The organism is Alphaproteobacteria bacterium (assembly GCA_017308135.1).
In the GTDB taxonomy this organism is placed as follows: domain Bacteria; phylum Pseudomonadota; class Alphaproteobacteria; order CACIAM-22H2; family CACIAM-22H2; genus Tagaea.
In genome coordinates, this window is the sequence record JAFKFM010000008.1 from 74,836 (window position 1) to 89,786 (window position 14,951).

At 65.5% G+C, this 14,951-nt stretch carries 14 protein-coding genes; all 14 read left to right on the forward strand.

Translation table 11 applies throughout. The features are described 5' to 3' along the window. Positions 1–106 precede the first annotated feature (106 nt). The gene (locus J0H39_08555; protein MBN9496793.1) at positions 107–1,102 is read left to right on the forward strand and encodes an alpha/beta hydrolase; all 996 of its coding nucleotides are present in this window, start codon (positions 107–109) and stop codon (positions 1,100–1,102) included. A gap of 47 nt (positions 1,103–1,149) precedes the next feature. Continuing rightward, positions 1,150–1,578, forward strand: a complete 429-nt coding sequence (locus J0H39_08560) for an organic hydroperoxide resistance protein (GenBank protein ID MBN9496794.1) — start codon at positions 1,150–1,152, stop codon at positions 1,576–1,578. Positions 1,579–1,719: 141 nt separating this feature from the next. After that, a complete protein-coding gene (gene otsB, locus J0H39_08565; GenBank protein ID MBN9496795.1) occupies positions 1,720–2,451 on the forward strand; it encodes a trehalose-phosphatase in 732 nt (243 codons plus the stop codon). Further along, positions 2,448–4,256, forward strand: a complete 1,809-nt coding sequence (locus J0H39_08570) for a glycoside hydrolase family 15 protein (protein ID MBN9496796.1) — start codon at positions 2,448–2,450, stop codon at positions 4,254–4,256. Before otsB ends, J0H39_08570 begins: the two co-directional genes overlap by 4 nt. Continuing rightward, entirely contained in the window at positions 4,238–5,599 is a 1,362-nt protein-coding gene (locus tag J0H39_08575) for a trehalose-6-phosphate synthase (GenBank protein MBN9496797.1), read from the forward strand. Before J0H39_08570 ends, J0H39_08575 begins: the two co-directional genes overlap by 19 nt. Before the next feature lie 123 nt (positions 5,600–5,722). After that, positions 5,723–6,025, forward strand: a complete 303-nt coding sequence (locus tag J0H39_08580) for an STAS domain-containing protein (GenBank protein ID MBN9496798.1) — start codon at positions 5,723–5,725, stop codon at positions 6,023–6,025. A 1-nt stretch (position 6,026) separates the two neighbouring features. Further along, a complete protein-coding gene (locus J0H39_08585; protein ID MBN9496799.1) occupies positions 6,027–8,087 on the forward strand; it encodes a chemotaxis protein CheA in 2,061 nt (686 codons plus the stop codon). 11 nt (positions 8,088–8,098) lie between these two features. Next, positions 8,099–8,611 (forward strand): purine-binding chemotaxis protein CheW, encoded by a 513-nt coding sequence (locus J0H39_08590; GenBank protein MBN9496800.1) that lies wholly within the window; start codon positions 8,099–8,101, stop codon positions 8,609–8,611. Further along, a complete protein-coding gene (locus J0H39_08595) occupies positions 8,608–9,435 on the forward strand; it encodes a protein-glutamate O-methyltransferase CheR (protein MBN9496801.1) in 828 nt (275 codons plus the stop codon). The genes J0H39_08590 and J0H39_08595 overlap by 4 nt, the downstream gene beginning before the upstream one ends. Further along, the gene (locus tag J0H39_08600) at positions 9,422–10,504 is read left to right on the forward strand and encodes a chemotaxis response regulator protein-glutamate methylesterase (GenBank protein MBN9496802.1); all 1,083 of its coding nucleotides are present in this window, start codon (positions 9,422–9,424) and stop codon (positions 10,502–10,504) included. The genes J0H39_08595 and J0H39_08600 overlap by 14 nt, the downstream gene beginning before the upstream one ends. A gap of 50 nt (positions 10,505–10,554) precedes the next feature. Further along, the gene (locus tag J0H39_08605; protein MBN9496803.1) at positions 10,555–10,893 is read left to right on the forward strand and encodes a response regulator; all 339 of its coding nucleotides are present in this window, start codon (positions 10,555–10,557) and stop codon (positions 10,891–10,893) included. Between the two features lie 10 nt (positions 10,894–10,903). Then, the gene (locus tag J0H39_08610) at positions 10,904–13,000 is read left to right on the forward strand and encodes a hypothetical protein (protein MBN9496804.1); all 2,097 of its coding nucleotides are present in this window, start codon (positions 10,904–10,906) and stop codon (positions 12,998–13,000) included. Between the two features lie 121 nt (positions 13,001–13,121). Then, positions 13,122–14,171 (forward strand): aromatic ring-hydroxylating dioxygenase subunit alpha, encoded by a 1,050-nt coding sequence (locus J0H39_08615; protein MBN9496805.1) that lies wholly within the window; start codon positions 13,122–13,124, stop codon positions 14,169–14,171. 5 nt (positions 14,172–14,176) lie between these two features. Next, positions 14,177–14,941, forward strand: coding sequence for a GntR family transcriptional regulator (locus tag J0H39_08620; GenBank protein ID MBN9496806.1), 765 nt, complete (start codon positions 14,177–14,179; stop codon positions 14,939–14,941). Positions 14,942–14,951: the final 10 nt, after the last annotated feature.

Sequence of the window (14,951 nt, forward strand, 5' to 3'; positions counted from 1 at the left end):
CCCTATAAATAAATCGCGCACGATCTAATCGCAAGAGCTTGACTCTCGATCCCGGTAGGAGCATATAGATCGCACGCGATTAAATCGCTTAAGATTTAAAGAAAGGATGACCCCTATGTCCGCCGCCGCACTGCTCGAAGCTCCCGCAGCCGAGACCATTCCCGTTCTCGAACCCACGACGCGCCGTTTCCTGGACGGGCTCGCCGGTGCCGCACCGATCTATACATTGACGCCCGACGGCGCACGCGAGGTATTGCGCAGCGTTCAGGCCGGCGCCGCGGCGCGGCGGAACGTCGCCATCGCCGACCATGTTCTGCCGGTGGGACCAACGGGCAGCACGCGGATCCGTATTCTGCGCCCGGCCGATGTGACCGGCGCGCTGCCGGTGTTGATGTATTTCCATGGGGCGGGGTGGGTGATGGGCGACCCCCAGACGCATGATCGGCTGGTCCGCGAACTCGCGGTCGAGGCCAATGTCGCCGTCGTGTTCGTCGACTACGAACGCTCGCCCGAGCATCGCTTCCCGATCGCGATCGAACAGGATTACGCCGCGACCAAGTATATCGCCGAGCATGGCGCGGAATTCGGCCTCGACGCGTCGCGTCTGGCGATCGGCGGCGATAGCGTGGGCGGCAACATGGCCGCGGTCGTGGCCCAACTCGCCAAGCTGCGCAACGGCCCCAATATCGCCGCACAATTGCTGTTCTATCCGGTCACGGATGCGCGCATGGACAACGGTTCCTACCGTGAATTCGCGGAAGGTCCGTGGCTGACCAAGACCGCAATGGCGTGGTTCTGGAACGCCTATTTGCCTGACGTCGAAGCGCGCCGCCATCCGGCCGTTTCGCCGCTGAACGCCAGCGTCGCCGATCTCGTGGGCCTGCCCCAGGCTCTGGTGATCACCAGCGAGAACGACGTGCTGCGCGACGAAGGCGAAGCCTATGCGCGCAAGCTTTCGGCGGCGGGGGTGCCGGTCGTGGCCACGCGCTACGAAGGCACGATCCACGACTTCGTCCTGCTGAACGCGCTCGCCCAAACACCGGCGACGCGGGCGGCCATCGCCCAGGCGGCATCGTTTGTTCGTAACGCACTCGCGGCCTGACTTCCATTGCGTCTCAATCAACCAACCAACCTGAAAGGAAGACTCCCATGACCGTTTCCAAAGTCGTTTACAGCACCGCCGCCCGCGCCACCGGCGGCCGCGACGGCAAGTCCGGCACGCTGGATGGCTCGTTCAGCGTGAACCTCGCCGTGCCGAAGGAAATGGGCGGCAACGGGCAAGGCGTGAACCCGGAACAATTGTTCGCGACCGGCTATTCGGCGTGTTTCCTGGGTGCGATGAAGTTCGTCGCCTCGCAAGGCGGCACGGCGAAGGTGCCGAATGACGCGACCGTCACCGCGACGGTCGGCATCGGCCCGCGCGTCGAAGGCGGGTTCGGTCTGGAAATCTCGCTGGCGATCGATCTGCCGGGCGTGCCGAAGGCCGAGGCCGAAGCGCTGGTCGAGAAGGCGCATCAGGTGTGCCCGTACTCGAACGCCACGCGCAACAATATCGACGTGAAGCTCAGCGTCGTCTGACGACAAGCGGGCGGCGCAAGACGGAAAATCTTGCGCCGCCAATCGCTTGGGCGATAGCGCCCGTCGATCAAGTACGTGCGAGCCCCTATGGGTCCGCCCGTATGGATCGAAACCACGGATCGTGCGGACTTTAGGTCCGTGATGACTCGATCCTTATTCGCAAACCGAAACGACGCCTTCTTTCTGGACTTCGACGGGACCCTCGTCGACCCAGCCCCCACACCCGATAGCGTGATCGTCGATCCGCGCGTGCCGAAGACTTTACGTCTTCTGTACGAGGCGACCGGCGGGGCGGTGATGATCGTCACCGGCCGCCCGTTGTCGGAGATCGACAAGCTGCTGGCGCTGGATTTGCCCGCCGCCGGCCGCCACGGCGCGGAAATCCGCCTGCCGGGCGAGAGCCATGCCGATATCCGCATCGAGGAATCGGCCTTCGCGGGTATCGCCGCCGCCTGCGGCGCCGTGGGCGCCAATTATCCCGGCATTCGCTTCGAATTCAAAAACCCGGTGATCGCGATCCATTATCCGGCGGACGATCCGCTCTTCGCCAAGTTGCGCGACGGTGTGGCGAAGCTGGTCGAGGCGTCGCCCGAGAAACTCGAATTCGTGATCGCGCGCAACGCGATCGAATTGCGCCCGCCGGGCGTGCACAAGGGCCGGGCGGTGCGCGCGGCGGCCGCCACGCAACCTTTCATCGGCCGCCGACCGGTGTTCATCGGCGACGACACGCCCGACGAAGACGGTTTCAGCGCCGCCCATGATCTTGGCGGCATCGGCGTTTGCGTCGGCATCCAGCGCCCGGGTGCGGCGCATCTGCTGAAATCGCCCGACGACGTTCTCGCGGCGCTGGCGGCGATCGCGGAGGCGCAATGAACGCGAAGCATTCCAAGCAAACCCTCGATCTCGGCATGATCGGAAACGGCCAGGTCGCCGCGTTGATCGATCCCGAAGGCGCGTTGGTCTGGCTGTGCCATCCGCGCCTGGATTCCGATCCGATCTTCGGCGCGCTGCTCGATGGCGGTGCGCCCGACGGCGCATGGACGATCGAAGCCGCGGGCACGCGTTCGATCGAACGGCGCTATATGCGCAACACGCCGATCTTGGAGACGCGCATTGCGTGCGCCGATCAATCGGCGTTGCGCATCGTCGATTTCGCGCCGCGCTTCAAACGTCACGGGCGGATTTTCCGCCCGCCGATGATCGTGCGCCGGATCGAACCCACATCCGGCACGCCGCGCATTCGCATGCGCATCCGGCCGCGCGATCTTCGCAGCGGCCAGCCGCCTTCGTCGAGCCAGGGCAGCCATCATCTGCGCTACGCCTTTCCCGGCGGCGGGTTCCGCATCACCAGCGACGCGCCCTTGTCCTATGTGCAGGACGAGATCGAGTTCACGCTGCTCACACCGCTCACCTTCGTGCTCGGCCCCGACGAAGCGCTCGCCGACGATCCCGCCCATCTGGGCGTCGACTGGATCGCGGAGACCGAGGCCTATTGGCTCGAATGGGTGCGCTATTTGTCGCTGCCCTACGAATGGCAGGAACAAGTCGTGCGTGCGGCGATCACGCTGAAGCTGTGCCAATACGAGGATACGGGCGCCGTGGTCGCGGCGATCACGACGTCGGTTCCCGAGGCGCCGGGCAGTTCGCGCAATTGGGATTATCGCTTCTGCTGGCTGCGCGACGCGTTCCACGTCGTCTACGCGCTGAACCTGCTGGGGGCGACGCGCACGATGGAGGAATTCATCCGCTTCGCGACCGATGTGGCGGGCGAGTCCGAAGCCGGCACGCTGCGCCCGCTTTATCCCATCGTCGCGCGCATTCCCCCGCCCGAAGAAGAACTCGCGCGCGCCCAAGGCTATCGCGGGCATAAGCCCGTGCGACTGGGCAATGCCGCGGCGTTCCAGGTGCAGAACGACGTTTACGGCAGCGTCATCCTGGCGGCCGCGCAGATGTTCTTCGACGAGCGTTTGCCGCGCATGGGCGATTGGTCGCTCTATCAAAAACTGGTGAAGCTTGGCCAGCGCGCGCGCGAAGTGGCACTCACACCCGATGCCGGCATTTGGGAATATCGCGGCCGCGCGTCGATCCACACGCATTCGGCGGTGATGTGCTGGGCGGGGCTCGACCGGCTCGCGCGCATCGCCAAGCGCCTGGGCGACCAAACCGCCGCGCAATGGCGCGCGGACGCCGACAAGCTGCACGCCGAAATCGTCGCGCGCGCGTGGGATGAAAAGCGCCAAGCCTTCGTCGGAACGCTCGACGGCGGCGAAATGGACGGCGCCGTGCTCGTCATGCCGATGGTCGGCTTCCTGCGCGGCGACGATCCGCGTTTGCGCACCACGCTCGACGCGATCGAACGCGAACTCGATCTGGGCGGCTTCATCGCTCGTTACGCGCATGAAGACGATTTCGGCAAGCCGGAGAGCAGCTTCGTCGTGTGCTCGTTCTGGTACGCCGAAGCGTTGGCCGCGGCGGGCGAGGTCGAACGCGCGCGCGCCGTGTTCGAACGCGTGATGGGGCAGGCGAGTTCGCTGGGCTTGTTTTCGGAGGACATCCTCGCCGCGACGGGCGAGCACTGGGGAAATTTCCCCCAAACCTACTGCATGGCGGGCCTGGTCGGCGCCGCGATGCGGCTTAGCCGAGGTTGGCGGGAGGGCGTATGGGACGGCTCGTTGTAGTTTCGAACAGGATCCCAGGACATGGAACCCGCGGCGGCAATGGCGGCGGTCTCGCGGTCGGGTTGAATGCGGCTTTGGCCAAACGGCCTTCGCTGTGGCTGGGCTGGAGCGGGGAGGTCGCGGAAACGCCGCCGCCGCCCGAGCGCCGGCATTCGCGGCGCACCGAGATCGTCGGCGTGGCGCTCACGCCGGCATTGCACGCGGGCTTCTATGCCGGTTTCGCCAACAGCATTTTGTGGCCGCTGTTCCACTACCGGCTCGGCTTGGTCGAGTATCGCCGTGCCGATTACGCGGCCTATATCGAGGCGAACGAATGGATCGCCTCGGCTTTGATGAACGAGTTGCGCCCCGACGACACGATCTGGGTGCACGATTATCACCTGATCCCGCTCGCCAAGATTTTGCGTGCGCGCGGTGTCGCCAATCCGATCGGCTATTTTCTGCATATCCCGTTCCCGGCGACGGAGGTGTTCCGCTGCCTGCCGGTCTATCGCGACTTGGTCGAAGCCTTGGCGCATTACGACCTGGTCGGATTCCAGACGGAATCCGACCGCGTGCAATTCGTCGATGTGCTGGGGGCACCCGACAAGCGCGCCGGCGATGCGATCGAGATGTTCGGGCGCGTGTTTCAGACCGGCGTATTCCCCATCGGCATCGACACCCAATCCTTCGCCGCTTTCGCCGCCAAGCCGTCGCCCGACGGACAGCGTTTGGCGGACAATATCGGCGATCGCAAACTGGCGATCGGCGTCGATCGCCTCGATTACTCGAAGGGCTTGCCCAACCGCATCGCCGCCTATGGTGCGTTCCTGGAACGCAATCCCGATTGGCGCGGCAAGGTGCAGTATCTCCAGATCGCGCCGATCTCGCGCGGCGAGGTGTCGAATTATCGCGCCCTGCGCCGCGAGCTCGACGGGGCGGCGGGCCGCATCAATGGCAAATACGCCGATTTCGATTGGACACCGCTGCGCTACGTCAATCGCGGCTTCCCGCGCGGCACGCTGGCCGCGTTCTATCGCCGCGCGCGCGTCGGGCTGGTGACGCCCTTGCGCGACGGGATGAACCTCGTGGCGAAGGAATTCGTCGCCGCCCAGCCGCAAGACGATCCGGGCGTGCTGATCTTGTCCGAATTCGCGGGGGCGGCGGTGGAATTGTCGGGTGCCTTGACGATCAATCCCTACGACGTGGACGGCATCGCCGACGCGTTGCAGCGCGCCTTGGAAATGCCCCTGGACGAGCGGGTTTCGCGGTGGCGCGCCGATTTCGACGTGATTTCCACGAATACGGCGGCGTTCTGGTCGGAATCGTTCCTGTCCGCCTTGGCCGCCGCCCGGACCACCTGACCCTGTCAGCCCGGACCATCGAAAATCCGTAAAAATTTCGGAAATTCTTGTCGGAGCCTCGGACCCGCGTTGTAATCTTACCCCACAAAGGGCGAGAGGATTCGCGCCCGAGGGGAAGCTCATATGGGCGGGGACGCGGCGAACGCGACCATCGAGTTGCCGTCGACGGGCGATGCGATCACCGTCGCGGCGCTGAAGACCGAACTGCTGGAACGGCTGGCGGCGGGCGAAGGCGTGCGCTTGGACGCCCGCCATGTCGCCGAGCCATCGACCGCGTTGATCCAGACGATCGAAGCGGGGGCCGCCGCCTTCGCCGAGAAGACACTGCCTTTCGGTTTGCTCGAACCTTCCGACGCGCTGTGCGGCGCCTATGAGACGCTGGGTCTGTTCACGGCGCTGATGTCGCGCATCGTGATGGAAATGTGAGATGAGCGCCGAGGACCAGGAACTTCGGCAGATATTCCTCCTCGAATGCGAGGAACTGGTCACGCTGGCTGAATCCAGCGTCGAGACCTTGCGTGCCGCCCCGACCGAAGACGCGATCCATGCGCTGTTCCGCGCGGTCCATTCGATCAAGGGCGGGGCGGGGGCGTTCGGGCTCGACCACATGGCGTCGTTCGCGCATGTGTTCGAGACCTATATGGATTTGCTGCGCAAAGGTAAGGCGACGCTCGACGACGCGGCGGTGGATCTGCTGTTCGACGGCGTCGATGTGTTGCGCCAATTGTCGGACGAGGCGCGCGACGGCGAAAAGGCCTCGACTCAGCGTTACGAGGCGGCGCTCGAAGCGTTGCGCGCGGCGGCGGGGCTGGAGGAAGATGCGGCTGCCGCCAAGCCGCCGCCCGCCGATTTCGATCCGATGGCGGAATTCGAAGCGCAGATGGCGGCCGTTCCCGCCGCGGACGAAGCGCCGCGCCGCAAATACAAAATCCGTTTCGTCCCCGGTCCCAAAATGCTGGAAGCGGGGATCGATCCCTTGCGCATTTTGGGCGTGCTTAAAACGTTGGGCGATCTGCAGGTCGAGATCGCGGGGCAATTGCCGCCGCTCGCCGACCTGAATGCGCAGATTTGCGCGTGGTCGTGGACCGGCACGCTGGAAACCGCCGCCCCGCAAGCCGATCTCGACGACGTGCGCGACATGATCGACGATCTGGCGGTGTTCGAGTTCGAGGGCGATGCCCCGCCGCCCGAATCCGAGAAACCTGCCGTTGCCGCGACCGCCGCCCCGGCGCCCAAGAAGCCGGCGGCAGCACCCGCCGCCGAACCGGCCAAGCCGCGCGACAAGCCGGTGGCGACCGTCCGCGTCGATGTCCCAAAGCTCGAGCGGCTTGGTAATATGGTCGGCGAACTTATTATTACACAAGCATTTTTAGCGCGTCAGGTCTCTGGCCTCGATCCCGAAGCGCATCGCCCGCTGTTCCGCGCCCTCGACGACATGGGCCAGCATATTCGCGAGGTCGCGGATGCCGCGACGTCGATCCGCGCCCAGCCGCTGAAGGCGGTGTTCTCGCGCTTCGGATCGCTGGTCCGGGATTTGGAGAAAACCACCGGCAAGCGTATCCGGCTGGAGATCGTCGGCGATCATACCGAGATCGATAAGACGGTGGTCGAGCGGTTGAGCGAGCCGCTGACCCATCTGATCCGCAATTCGATCGATCACGGGATCGAGAATGCCGAGGGCCGCGCCGCGGCCGGCAAGGACCCGGCCGGGCTGTTGCGTCTGTCGGCCGAGCAGCGCGGCGCGCAGGTCGTGATCGAACTCGCCGACGACGGCAAGGGCATCAACCGCGAGCGCGTGCTCGCCAAGGCGATCGAACGCGAATTGGTGTCGCCCGGCGCGATGCTGAGTGACCAGGAAATCGACGAACTGATCTTCCTGCCGGGCTTCTCGACCGCCGATCAAGTCACATCCGTTTCCGGGCGCGGTGTCGGCATGGATGCCGTGCGCCAAGTTATCGAGGAAATGGGCGGGAACGTGGCGCTCGCCTCGCGGCCCGGCGAAGGCACGACGTTTTCGCTGACCTTGCCGCTATCGCTCGCCATTCTCGACGCGATGGTGACGCTGGTCGGGCGGCAGAATTACCTCGTCCCCATCTCGGCGATCATCGATTGCCTGCGGCCCGAGGCGTCGGCGCTGGTGCGCATGGATGATCGTGGTGCAATGCTCGCCTGGCGCGGGCAGATCTTGCGCATTCTGCCGCTGGCGACGGAATTCGGTGTCGCGGGGGCGGAACTCGATCCCACGCGCGCGATCCTCATTCTGGTCAAGCCGTCGGGCGGCGAAACGGTGGCGATTCAGGTCGACGATCTGATCGGGCAGGAACCCGTTGTCGTCAAAAGCCTGGAACGCAACTATCGCAAAGTGCGCGGCGTGTCGGGCGCCACGATCCTGGGCGACGGGCGCCCGGCATTGATTTTGGATTTGTCGTCGCTGACGGCGGTGGACGGGCGCAATCGCCGCGCCCCGCGCGCGGCGGCGGAAGGATGAGGGCGGGAACGATGGCCAAGGAAGGCGAGAACGCGGCCGCGAACGCGGGGCAGGAAAGCCAATTCGTCAGCTTCGAAATCGGCGGCACGACGTTCCTGATCCCGATCGACCGGGTGATCGAGTTCCGCACTTGGACCGAGCCCACGCAAGTGCCGCACACGCCGTCTTACGTGCGCGGGATCGTCAATATCCGCGGCGAAATCGTGCCGATATACGACGTCGCCGCAAGGCTGGGGCGCGGGACGACCGATCCGGGCGCGCGCCATGTCGTGGTCATCGTGCGCGGTCATGAAGGCCGATCCGTCGGGCTGCTGGTCGACAGCGTGACCGATATCGTCGCAGCGCGCGACGCCGATCGCGCCCCGATGCCGACGATCGAAGGCGGCGACGCCACACCCTTCATGGCGGGCGTGGTGTTCTCGGCCGACCGCATTCTGGGCGTGACGGATGTCGATCGTCTGGTCGAAGAAACCTTCCCGCACGGCGAATACGCGGCCGCCGAAGGCGAGAGCCCGCCCGCATGAGCCCGCTTTCCAACATCGTCCCGGAACCGCAGGCCGATCCCGGCGATCTCGCGTTTTTCGCGGATGCGATGCGCGCGCGCACGGGCGTGCAATTGCCCGATACGAAGCGCGCGCTGATCTATCGGCGCCTCGTGCCGCGCTTGCGCGAATTGGGGCTTGGCTCCTTCGCCGCCTATCGCGCGCGCCTTGCGGACAACGCCGATCCCGAATGGGACGTCGTCGTCAACGCGCTGACGACGAACCATTCGCGTTTCTTCCGCGAGATCCATCATTTCAAGCTGCTCGACAAGCATCTCGAAAAGCTTTTGAACGCGCGCGCCAAGCGCATCCGCCTGTGGTCGGCCGCGTGTGCGGGCGGGCAAGAACCGTATTCGATGGCGATCCTGCTGCTGCGCGCCTTGGGCGCGCGGCGCGACGTGGACGCGCGCGTGCTGGCGACGGACGTCGACAACACCGCGTTGGACACGGCCGCCGCCGCGATCTATCCGCCCGAAGATGTCGGGCGCTTGCCGCGTTTCGCGCGCGAATATTTGAAGCAGGGCACCGACAAACGCTTCACGCTGGGCGAACGCCCGCGCAAGCTGGTCACGTTCAAGCGGCACAATCTGATCGGCGACGAATGGCCGATGAAAGGGCCGTTCGACGCGATCTTCTGCCGCAACATGCTGATCTATCTGTCGGTCGCCGATCAGGCCAAAGTGGTCCGGCGCTTGGTCGATCTTCTGGCGCCGGGGGGCATCCTTTGCCTCGGCCATTCCGAAACGGTGCGCGGTTCGCTGCCCCTGGAACGTCTCGAAACCGCGAGTGCCTATGTCCGAATCTGAAAACAAACCCGCCCGCGTTCTGATCATCGACGATTCAGCACTCGTGCGCGAATTGCTGACCGGAATCATCTCGTCCGATCCGCGGTTGACGGTGGTGGGCACGGCGCCCGATCCGATCATCGCGCGCGACAAGATCAAGGCGTTGTCGCCGGACGTATTGACCCTCGACGTCGAAATGCCGCGCATGAACGGCATCGAGTTCCTCGAAAAGATCATGCGCTTGCGCCCGATGCCGGTGGTGATGATCTCGACGCTGACGCGCGAGGGCGCGGACACGACCTTGCGCGCGTTGGAGCTGGGCGCGTTCGATTACGTCGCCAAGCCCACGCAGCGACTGACCGAGGCGATCGAGCCGTTGAAGCGCGAGATCTGCGACAAGGTCGCGGCGGCGGCGAAGGCGCGCGTGCGCGGCTTGTCGCCGGCGCCCAAACCCGCGCATGCGGCACCGGCGGCGGATGCGTCCGATCCCGCGCGATACGCGGGGCTGGACGTGATCGGGCTTGGCGCATCGACGGGTGGGGTGGAAGCCTTAGGCGAGTTGCTTTCCGCGATTCCGCCCGACGCACCGAGCATCGCGATCGTGCAGCATTTGCCCGGCGCCTATACGGCGCGCTTTGCGGCACGCCTCGACGGGCAGTTGCCGCTGAAGGTCGTCGAGGCGGAGGACGGCATGCCGATGCAGCCCGGTCATGTCTATATCGGGCGCGGCGAGAAGCGCTTCGAAGTGGTGAAGGGGGCCGGCGGTAAGCCGGTTTGCCGGGTCACCGACGGCGAGAAGGAAAGCGGCCATCTGCCGTCGATCGACCGCTTGTTCGCGTCGCTGGCCGCGTTCGGGCCGCGCGCGGGCGCCGCTTTGCTGACCGGCATGGGCCGCGACGGCGTCAACGGGTTGAAGCAAATGCGGGCGGCGGGCGCCGTCACCATCGCGCAGGATCAGGCGACGTCGGTCGTCTACGGCATGCCGCGCGCGGCGATGGAAGAGGGGGCGGCTTCGCGCCAATTGGCGCTGCCGCGGATCGCGGCGGCGCTGCTGGAAGCGGCGTCGCGCAAATCGGGGGTTGGGAAATGAGCGTACCGGCCAGAACGCTGCGGGTCTTGGTTGTCGACGATCAGGCGAGCATGCGCGCGCTGATTCGGTCTTACTTGCGCAAGATGGGGTTCGAGACGATCGACGAGGCGGATAGCGGCAAGGCCGCGTATCTGGAATTGGGCAAGCGGCCCTATAACCTCGTCATCTCGGACATGAACATGATCAACGGCACGGGGCTCGAGCTGTTGAAGATGATGCGCGCGCATCCCGTGCTGAAGCGCGTGCCGGTCATCATGGTGACGGGCAACAACGATTCCGGGACAGTGCAATCCGTCGTGCAGGCGGGCGTCAACGGCTACGTGGTCAAGCCGGTGGCGCAGGACCAGCTCGAAGCGCGCGTGACGAAAATCCTCGGACCGCTTTCCTAAGGACCGGCTCATGCGGATATCCACCAAACTCTCCGGCCTGATCGTCCTCTCGGCGATCGTCACCACGGCGCTGTTCGGCGCGGTGACGTGGCAAAGCTACGTGGATTTGCGCTACGTGCAGCGCGTCTCGGCGGCGGGTACGGAGATCCTGCCGATCCGCGCGCTCGGCGCTTCGCTCTTCCGCCACAAGGAGGAAATGCTCAAAAGCACCGCGAACGGCGGCAAGGCGGATGCCGACCAGCTCGCGCAGAGCAAGGATCGCATCGCCAAGGCGCTGACGGAGGTCGAGGCCACGCGCAAGCGGATGCGCGAAGACTTCGGCATGGCGGTCGAGGTGCAGGCCTTGCGCCCGACGATCGAACAGGTGCTGGCGTTGCGTCCGTCGCCGGAATTGTCGGCGGCGCAAGTGCTGGAGATTCAAGAGGCCGCCTTCGGACAGTTCATGGCGCTGGCCTACGCGTCGGCGGACGCGTTCAACATCCTGGGCGACACCGAGACCGATGTCGTGCTGATGCTGATCAATCAGTTCGACGTGTTTCCCAGCATGCTGCGCGGCAACGCCTATCTGATGGGCCGCCTGTTCTTGTTCGACGAAACGCTGTCCGGCAAAAGCGTGACCGCCGAAGGCTTGCAGGAACAGCTCGAGACGCTTCAGCGCCAGATCGGCGTCAATCAGGAAACGATGTCGCGCCAATTGCGCAATATCCAGCGCGCCATCGGATTCGACAAAAGCGATCGCGGCTGGGGCCAGCGTTTGCCCGATGCGCGCCGCCTGCATCAGCGCCTGGAACGCACCGAACGCGCGATGATGGCGGCGCTCGCCAATCCGCCCGGCGCCGTCCAGGCGGTGGGCGAATTCGATCAGGCGCTCGACGCGATTTTGGAAAGCTGGTCGAATTTGTCGGGGCTGCTCGACGTCACGCTCGACAAACGACTGAAGAAAACGACGCAGAAATTCTGGACGATGATCGGCGTGACGGCCGTGCCGGCCTTGTTGATTATGCTGGCGATGTTGCTGGGCGTGCTGCGCGTGTCGCGCGATATCGGCGTCGCGGAGGCGACGACCGGGCGCATCGCGGCGGGCGAACTCGACGATCCGGTCATGGGCACGGAACGCGGCGACGAAATCGGCGGCTTGATGCGCGCGGTCGAAGTGCTGCGCGGCAACTCGATCGAGCAGCGCAAGCTGCAAGCCAAGGAAACCGAGACGCTGCTGCGCATGTGGCGCACGGCGACGGAGGTGAAGGAATCCGTCGGCGCCATCCGGGCGGCGGCCAGCGAGATTTCGCAAGGCAGCGCCGACCTCGCCACGCGCACTGAACGCCAAGCCTCGGCGTTGCAGGAAACAGTCGCGACGATGGGCGAAATCGCGGCGACCGTCTCGACCAACGCGCAGAATTCCGAGCTCGCGCGCAAATTGGCGGCCGACGCGCTGGCGCGCGCGGAAACCGGCGGGCAGGCGATGACCAGCGTCACCGGCGCCATGTCGGGCATCGAGACGTCGTCCGCGCGTATCGGCGCCATCATCCAGGTGATGGAGGAGATTTCCTTCCAGACCAAGCTGCTCGCCCTCAACGCGGCGGTCGAAGCCGCGCGCGCGGGCGAAAGCGGGAAGGGCTTCGCGGTCGTGGCGCAGGAAGTGCGCTCGCTCGCCGATCGTTCGCGCCAGGCCTCGCAGCAGATCCGCGATCTGATCGGCGAAAGCTCGCGCGAGGTCGCGCAAGGCGTGCAACTCGCCGGGGCGGCGGGCGACGCGCTGTCGAACATCATCGATATCGTGCGCAAGGTCGCGGAGATCGCGCCCGAAATCGCGGCGGGCAGCCGGGAACAGTCGCGCTCGATCGCCGAGATCAACAAGGCGCTCAGCGATCTCGACGCCGCGACCCAACAGAATGCGGCGCTGGTCGAAGAAAGCTCGGCCTCGGCCGCGTCGCTCGCCGATCAGGCGACGCATCTCGTCGAGGTCGTGGCGGCGTTCGAAACCGCCGATACGAACGCACCGGCGGCACCGGCCGATGCCGAAGCGCCGGCGCCCAAATCCGCGCCGCCGGCCAAGCCCGCCCAAAGCACAGCGGCCAAGGCCAGCGAGTGGGACGAGGATTTCTAACCCTTTCCGGTATACATAAAATCCGATAATCGGGGCGTTTAGGCGCCTCGGCCTTGCGAATTTGTGCCGAAACAGCTAATTTGGCGTCAAATATGTATACATAAGGAATTCATAGATGGAGATGGCCCCCAGCTACCCCCTTAATGCTTGGTACGCCGCCGCCTGGGACGTGGAGGTCAAGCGCAGCCTGCTAGCGCGCACGATCTGCGACCGGCGGCTCGTCCTTTATCGCACCCAAGATGGCAAGCCCGTGGCGCTGGCCGATGCGTGCTGGCATCGCCTCGTGCCGCTGTCGCGCGGGCATCTGCGCGGCGACGAGGTGGTTTGCGCCTATCACGGCCTGGTCTTCGATCCGAACGGCCGTTGCACCCATATGCCATCGCAGGAGACGATCAACCCGTCGGCTTGCGTGCGCGCCTATCCGGTCGCGGAGAAGCATCGCTTCGTGTGGATCTGGCCCGGCGATCCGGCCTTGGCCGATCCCGCGAAGATCCCCGATCTGCATTGGAACCTGGATCCCGACTGGACGGGCGATGGCCGCCTGATCCACGCCAAATGCGATTACCGGCTCGTGATCGACAATCTGATGGACCTCACGCACGAGACCTTCGTGCATGGCTCGTCGATCGGCAACGCGGCCGTCGCCGAAACGCCGTTCGACGTGACCCATGGCGAGCGCACGGCGACGGTCACGCGCTGGATGGAAGACATCGAGCCGCCGCCGTTCTGGCGCAGCCAGCTCGGCAAGCCGGGCAATGTCGACCGCTGGCAGATCATTCGCTTCGAAGCGCCCGCGACCGTGGTGATCGACGTCGGTGTGGCCGTCGCGGGAACCGGGGCGCCGCAAGGCGACCGGTCGCAGGGCGTCAGTGGCCGGGTGCTGAACACGATCACGCCGGAGACGGGCCGGACCTGCCACTATTTCTGGGCCTTCGCGCGCGATTATCGCCGCGACGAACAGGCGCTGACGACGCAAATCTGCGACGGCGTCGCCGGGATCTTCCGCGAGGACGAGGCGGTGCTGGAAGCCCAACAGATCGCCATCGAGGAAAACCCGGACAAGATTTTCTACAACATCAATATCGACGCGGGCTCGATGTGGGCGCGGCGCTTGATCGACAAGATGATCGCGGCCGAACGCCCGCGAATCGTCGCATCGGCGGCGGAGTAAGCGCGATGGCCGCTTCGCTCGCGTCCAAAACCGAAGATCGCGGTACGTCGCAAACGATCCGCGCACAGCTGGCGTTGCGCGAAATGCTGATGGCGGGCGAGATCCGGCCGGGTGAACGCCTGTCAGAACTCGCCATCGTCGAGAAGATCGGCGTGTCGCGCACGCCGGTGCGCGCCGCGTTGATGACATTGGCCGAGGAAGGCTTGCTCGACGCGATTCCGTCGGGCGGCTACGCCGCGCGCGGTTTCACCGAACGCGAAGTGCTCGACGCCATCGAGGTGCGCGGCACGCTGGAAGGCTTGGCGGCGCGGCTCGCGGCCGAGCGCGGGGCGGGGACGATCGCGCTGCAATCGATGCGCGAAAGCCTGCTACGTTTGGACGATGCGGTGACGGCGATCGCCGAAGGCCGGGACGCGTTCGAAGCCTATATCGAGCACAACGCCGCCTTCCATCGCGCCATCGCGCGCATGGCGGACAACGCGGCGCTCGACCGGCAGATGGAACGCGCGATCGCGCTGCCCTTCGCCTCGCCCAACGCCTTCGTCAAAACCCAGGGCGAAACGCCCGAGACGCGCCGCGTGCTGCTGGTGGCGCAAGAACAGCATCGCGGCGTGTTCGAGGCGATCGAGCGCCGCGAAGGTTCCCGTGCGGAAGCCTTGATGCGCGAACATTCGCGCGTCGCCGCGCGCAATTTTGCCCAAACCGTGCGCAGCCGTGCGGCGTTGGATCGCGTGCCCGGCGGCGCTTTGATCCGCTTGGCGAGCGAATAGGAGACACGCG

What these genes read in the sequence shown, in the direction of transcription:
- J0H39_08555 (MBN9496793.1), top strand. Translation starts at nt 107, where the DNA reads ATGACCCCTATGTCCGCCGCCGCACTGCTCGAAGCTCCCGCAGCCGAG.
- J0H39_08560 (MBN9496794.1), top strand. Translation starts at nt 1,150, where the DNA reads ATGACCGTTTCCAAAGTCGTTTACAGCACCGCCGCCCGCGCCACCGGC.
- otsB (MBN9496795.1), top strand. Translation starts at nt 1,720, where the DNA reads ATGACTCGATCCTTATTCGCAAACCGAAACGACGCCTTCTTTCTGGAC.
- J0H39_08570 (MBN9496796.1), top strand. Translation starts at nt 2,448, where the DNA reads ATGAACGCGAAGCATTCCAAGCAAACCCTCGATCTCGGCATGATCGGA.
- J0H39_08575 (MBN9496797.1), top strand. Translation starts at nt 4,238, where the DNA reads ATGGGACGGCTCGTTGTAGTTTCGAACAGGATCCCAGGACATGGAACC.
- J0H39_08580 (MBN9496798.1), top strand. Translation starts at nt 5,723, where the DNA reads ATGGGCGGGGACGCGGCGAACGCGACCATCGAGTTGCCGTCGACGGGC.
- J0H39_08585 (MBN9496799.1), top strand. Translation starts at nt 6,027, where the DNA reads ATGAGCGCCGAGGACCAGGAACTTCGGCAGATATTCCTCCTCGAATGC.
- J0H39_08590 (MBN9496800.1), top strand. Translation starts at nt 8,099, where the DNA reads ATGGCCAAGGAAGGCGAGAACGCGGCCGCGAACGCGGGGCAGGAAAGC.
- J0H39_08595 (MBN9496801.1), top strand. Translation starts at nt 8,608, where the DNA reads ATGAGCCCGCTTTCCAACATCGTCCCGGAACCGCAGGCCGATCCCGGC.
- J0H39_08600 (MBN9496802.1), top strand. Translation starts at nt 9,422, where the DNA reads ATGTCCGAATCTGAAAACAAACCCGCCCGCGTTCTGATCATCGACGAT.
- J0H39_08605 (MBN9496803.1), top strand. Translation starts at nt 10,555, where the DNA reads ATGCGCGCGCTGATTCGGTCTTACTTGCGCAAGATGGGGTTCGAGACG.
- J0H39_08610 (MBN9496804.1), top strand. Translation starts at nt 10,904, where the DNA reads ATGCGGATATCCACCAAACTCTCCGGCCTGATCGTCCTCTCGGCGATC.
- J0H39_08615 (MBN9496805.1), top strand. Translation starts at nt 13,122, where the DNA reads ATGGCCCCCAGCTACCCCCTTAATGCTTGGTACGCCGCCGCCTGGGAC.
- J0H39_08620 (MBN9496806.1), top strand. Translation starts at nt 14,177, where the DNA reads ATGGCCGCTTCGCTCGCGTCCAAAACCGAAGATCGCGGTACGTCGCAA.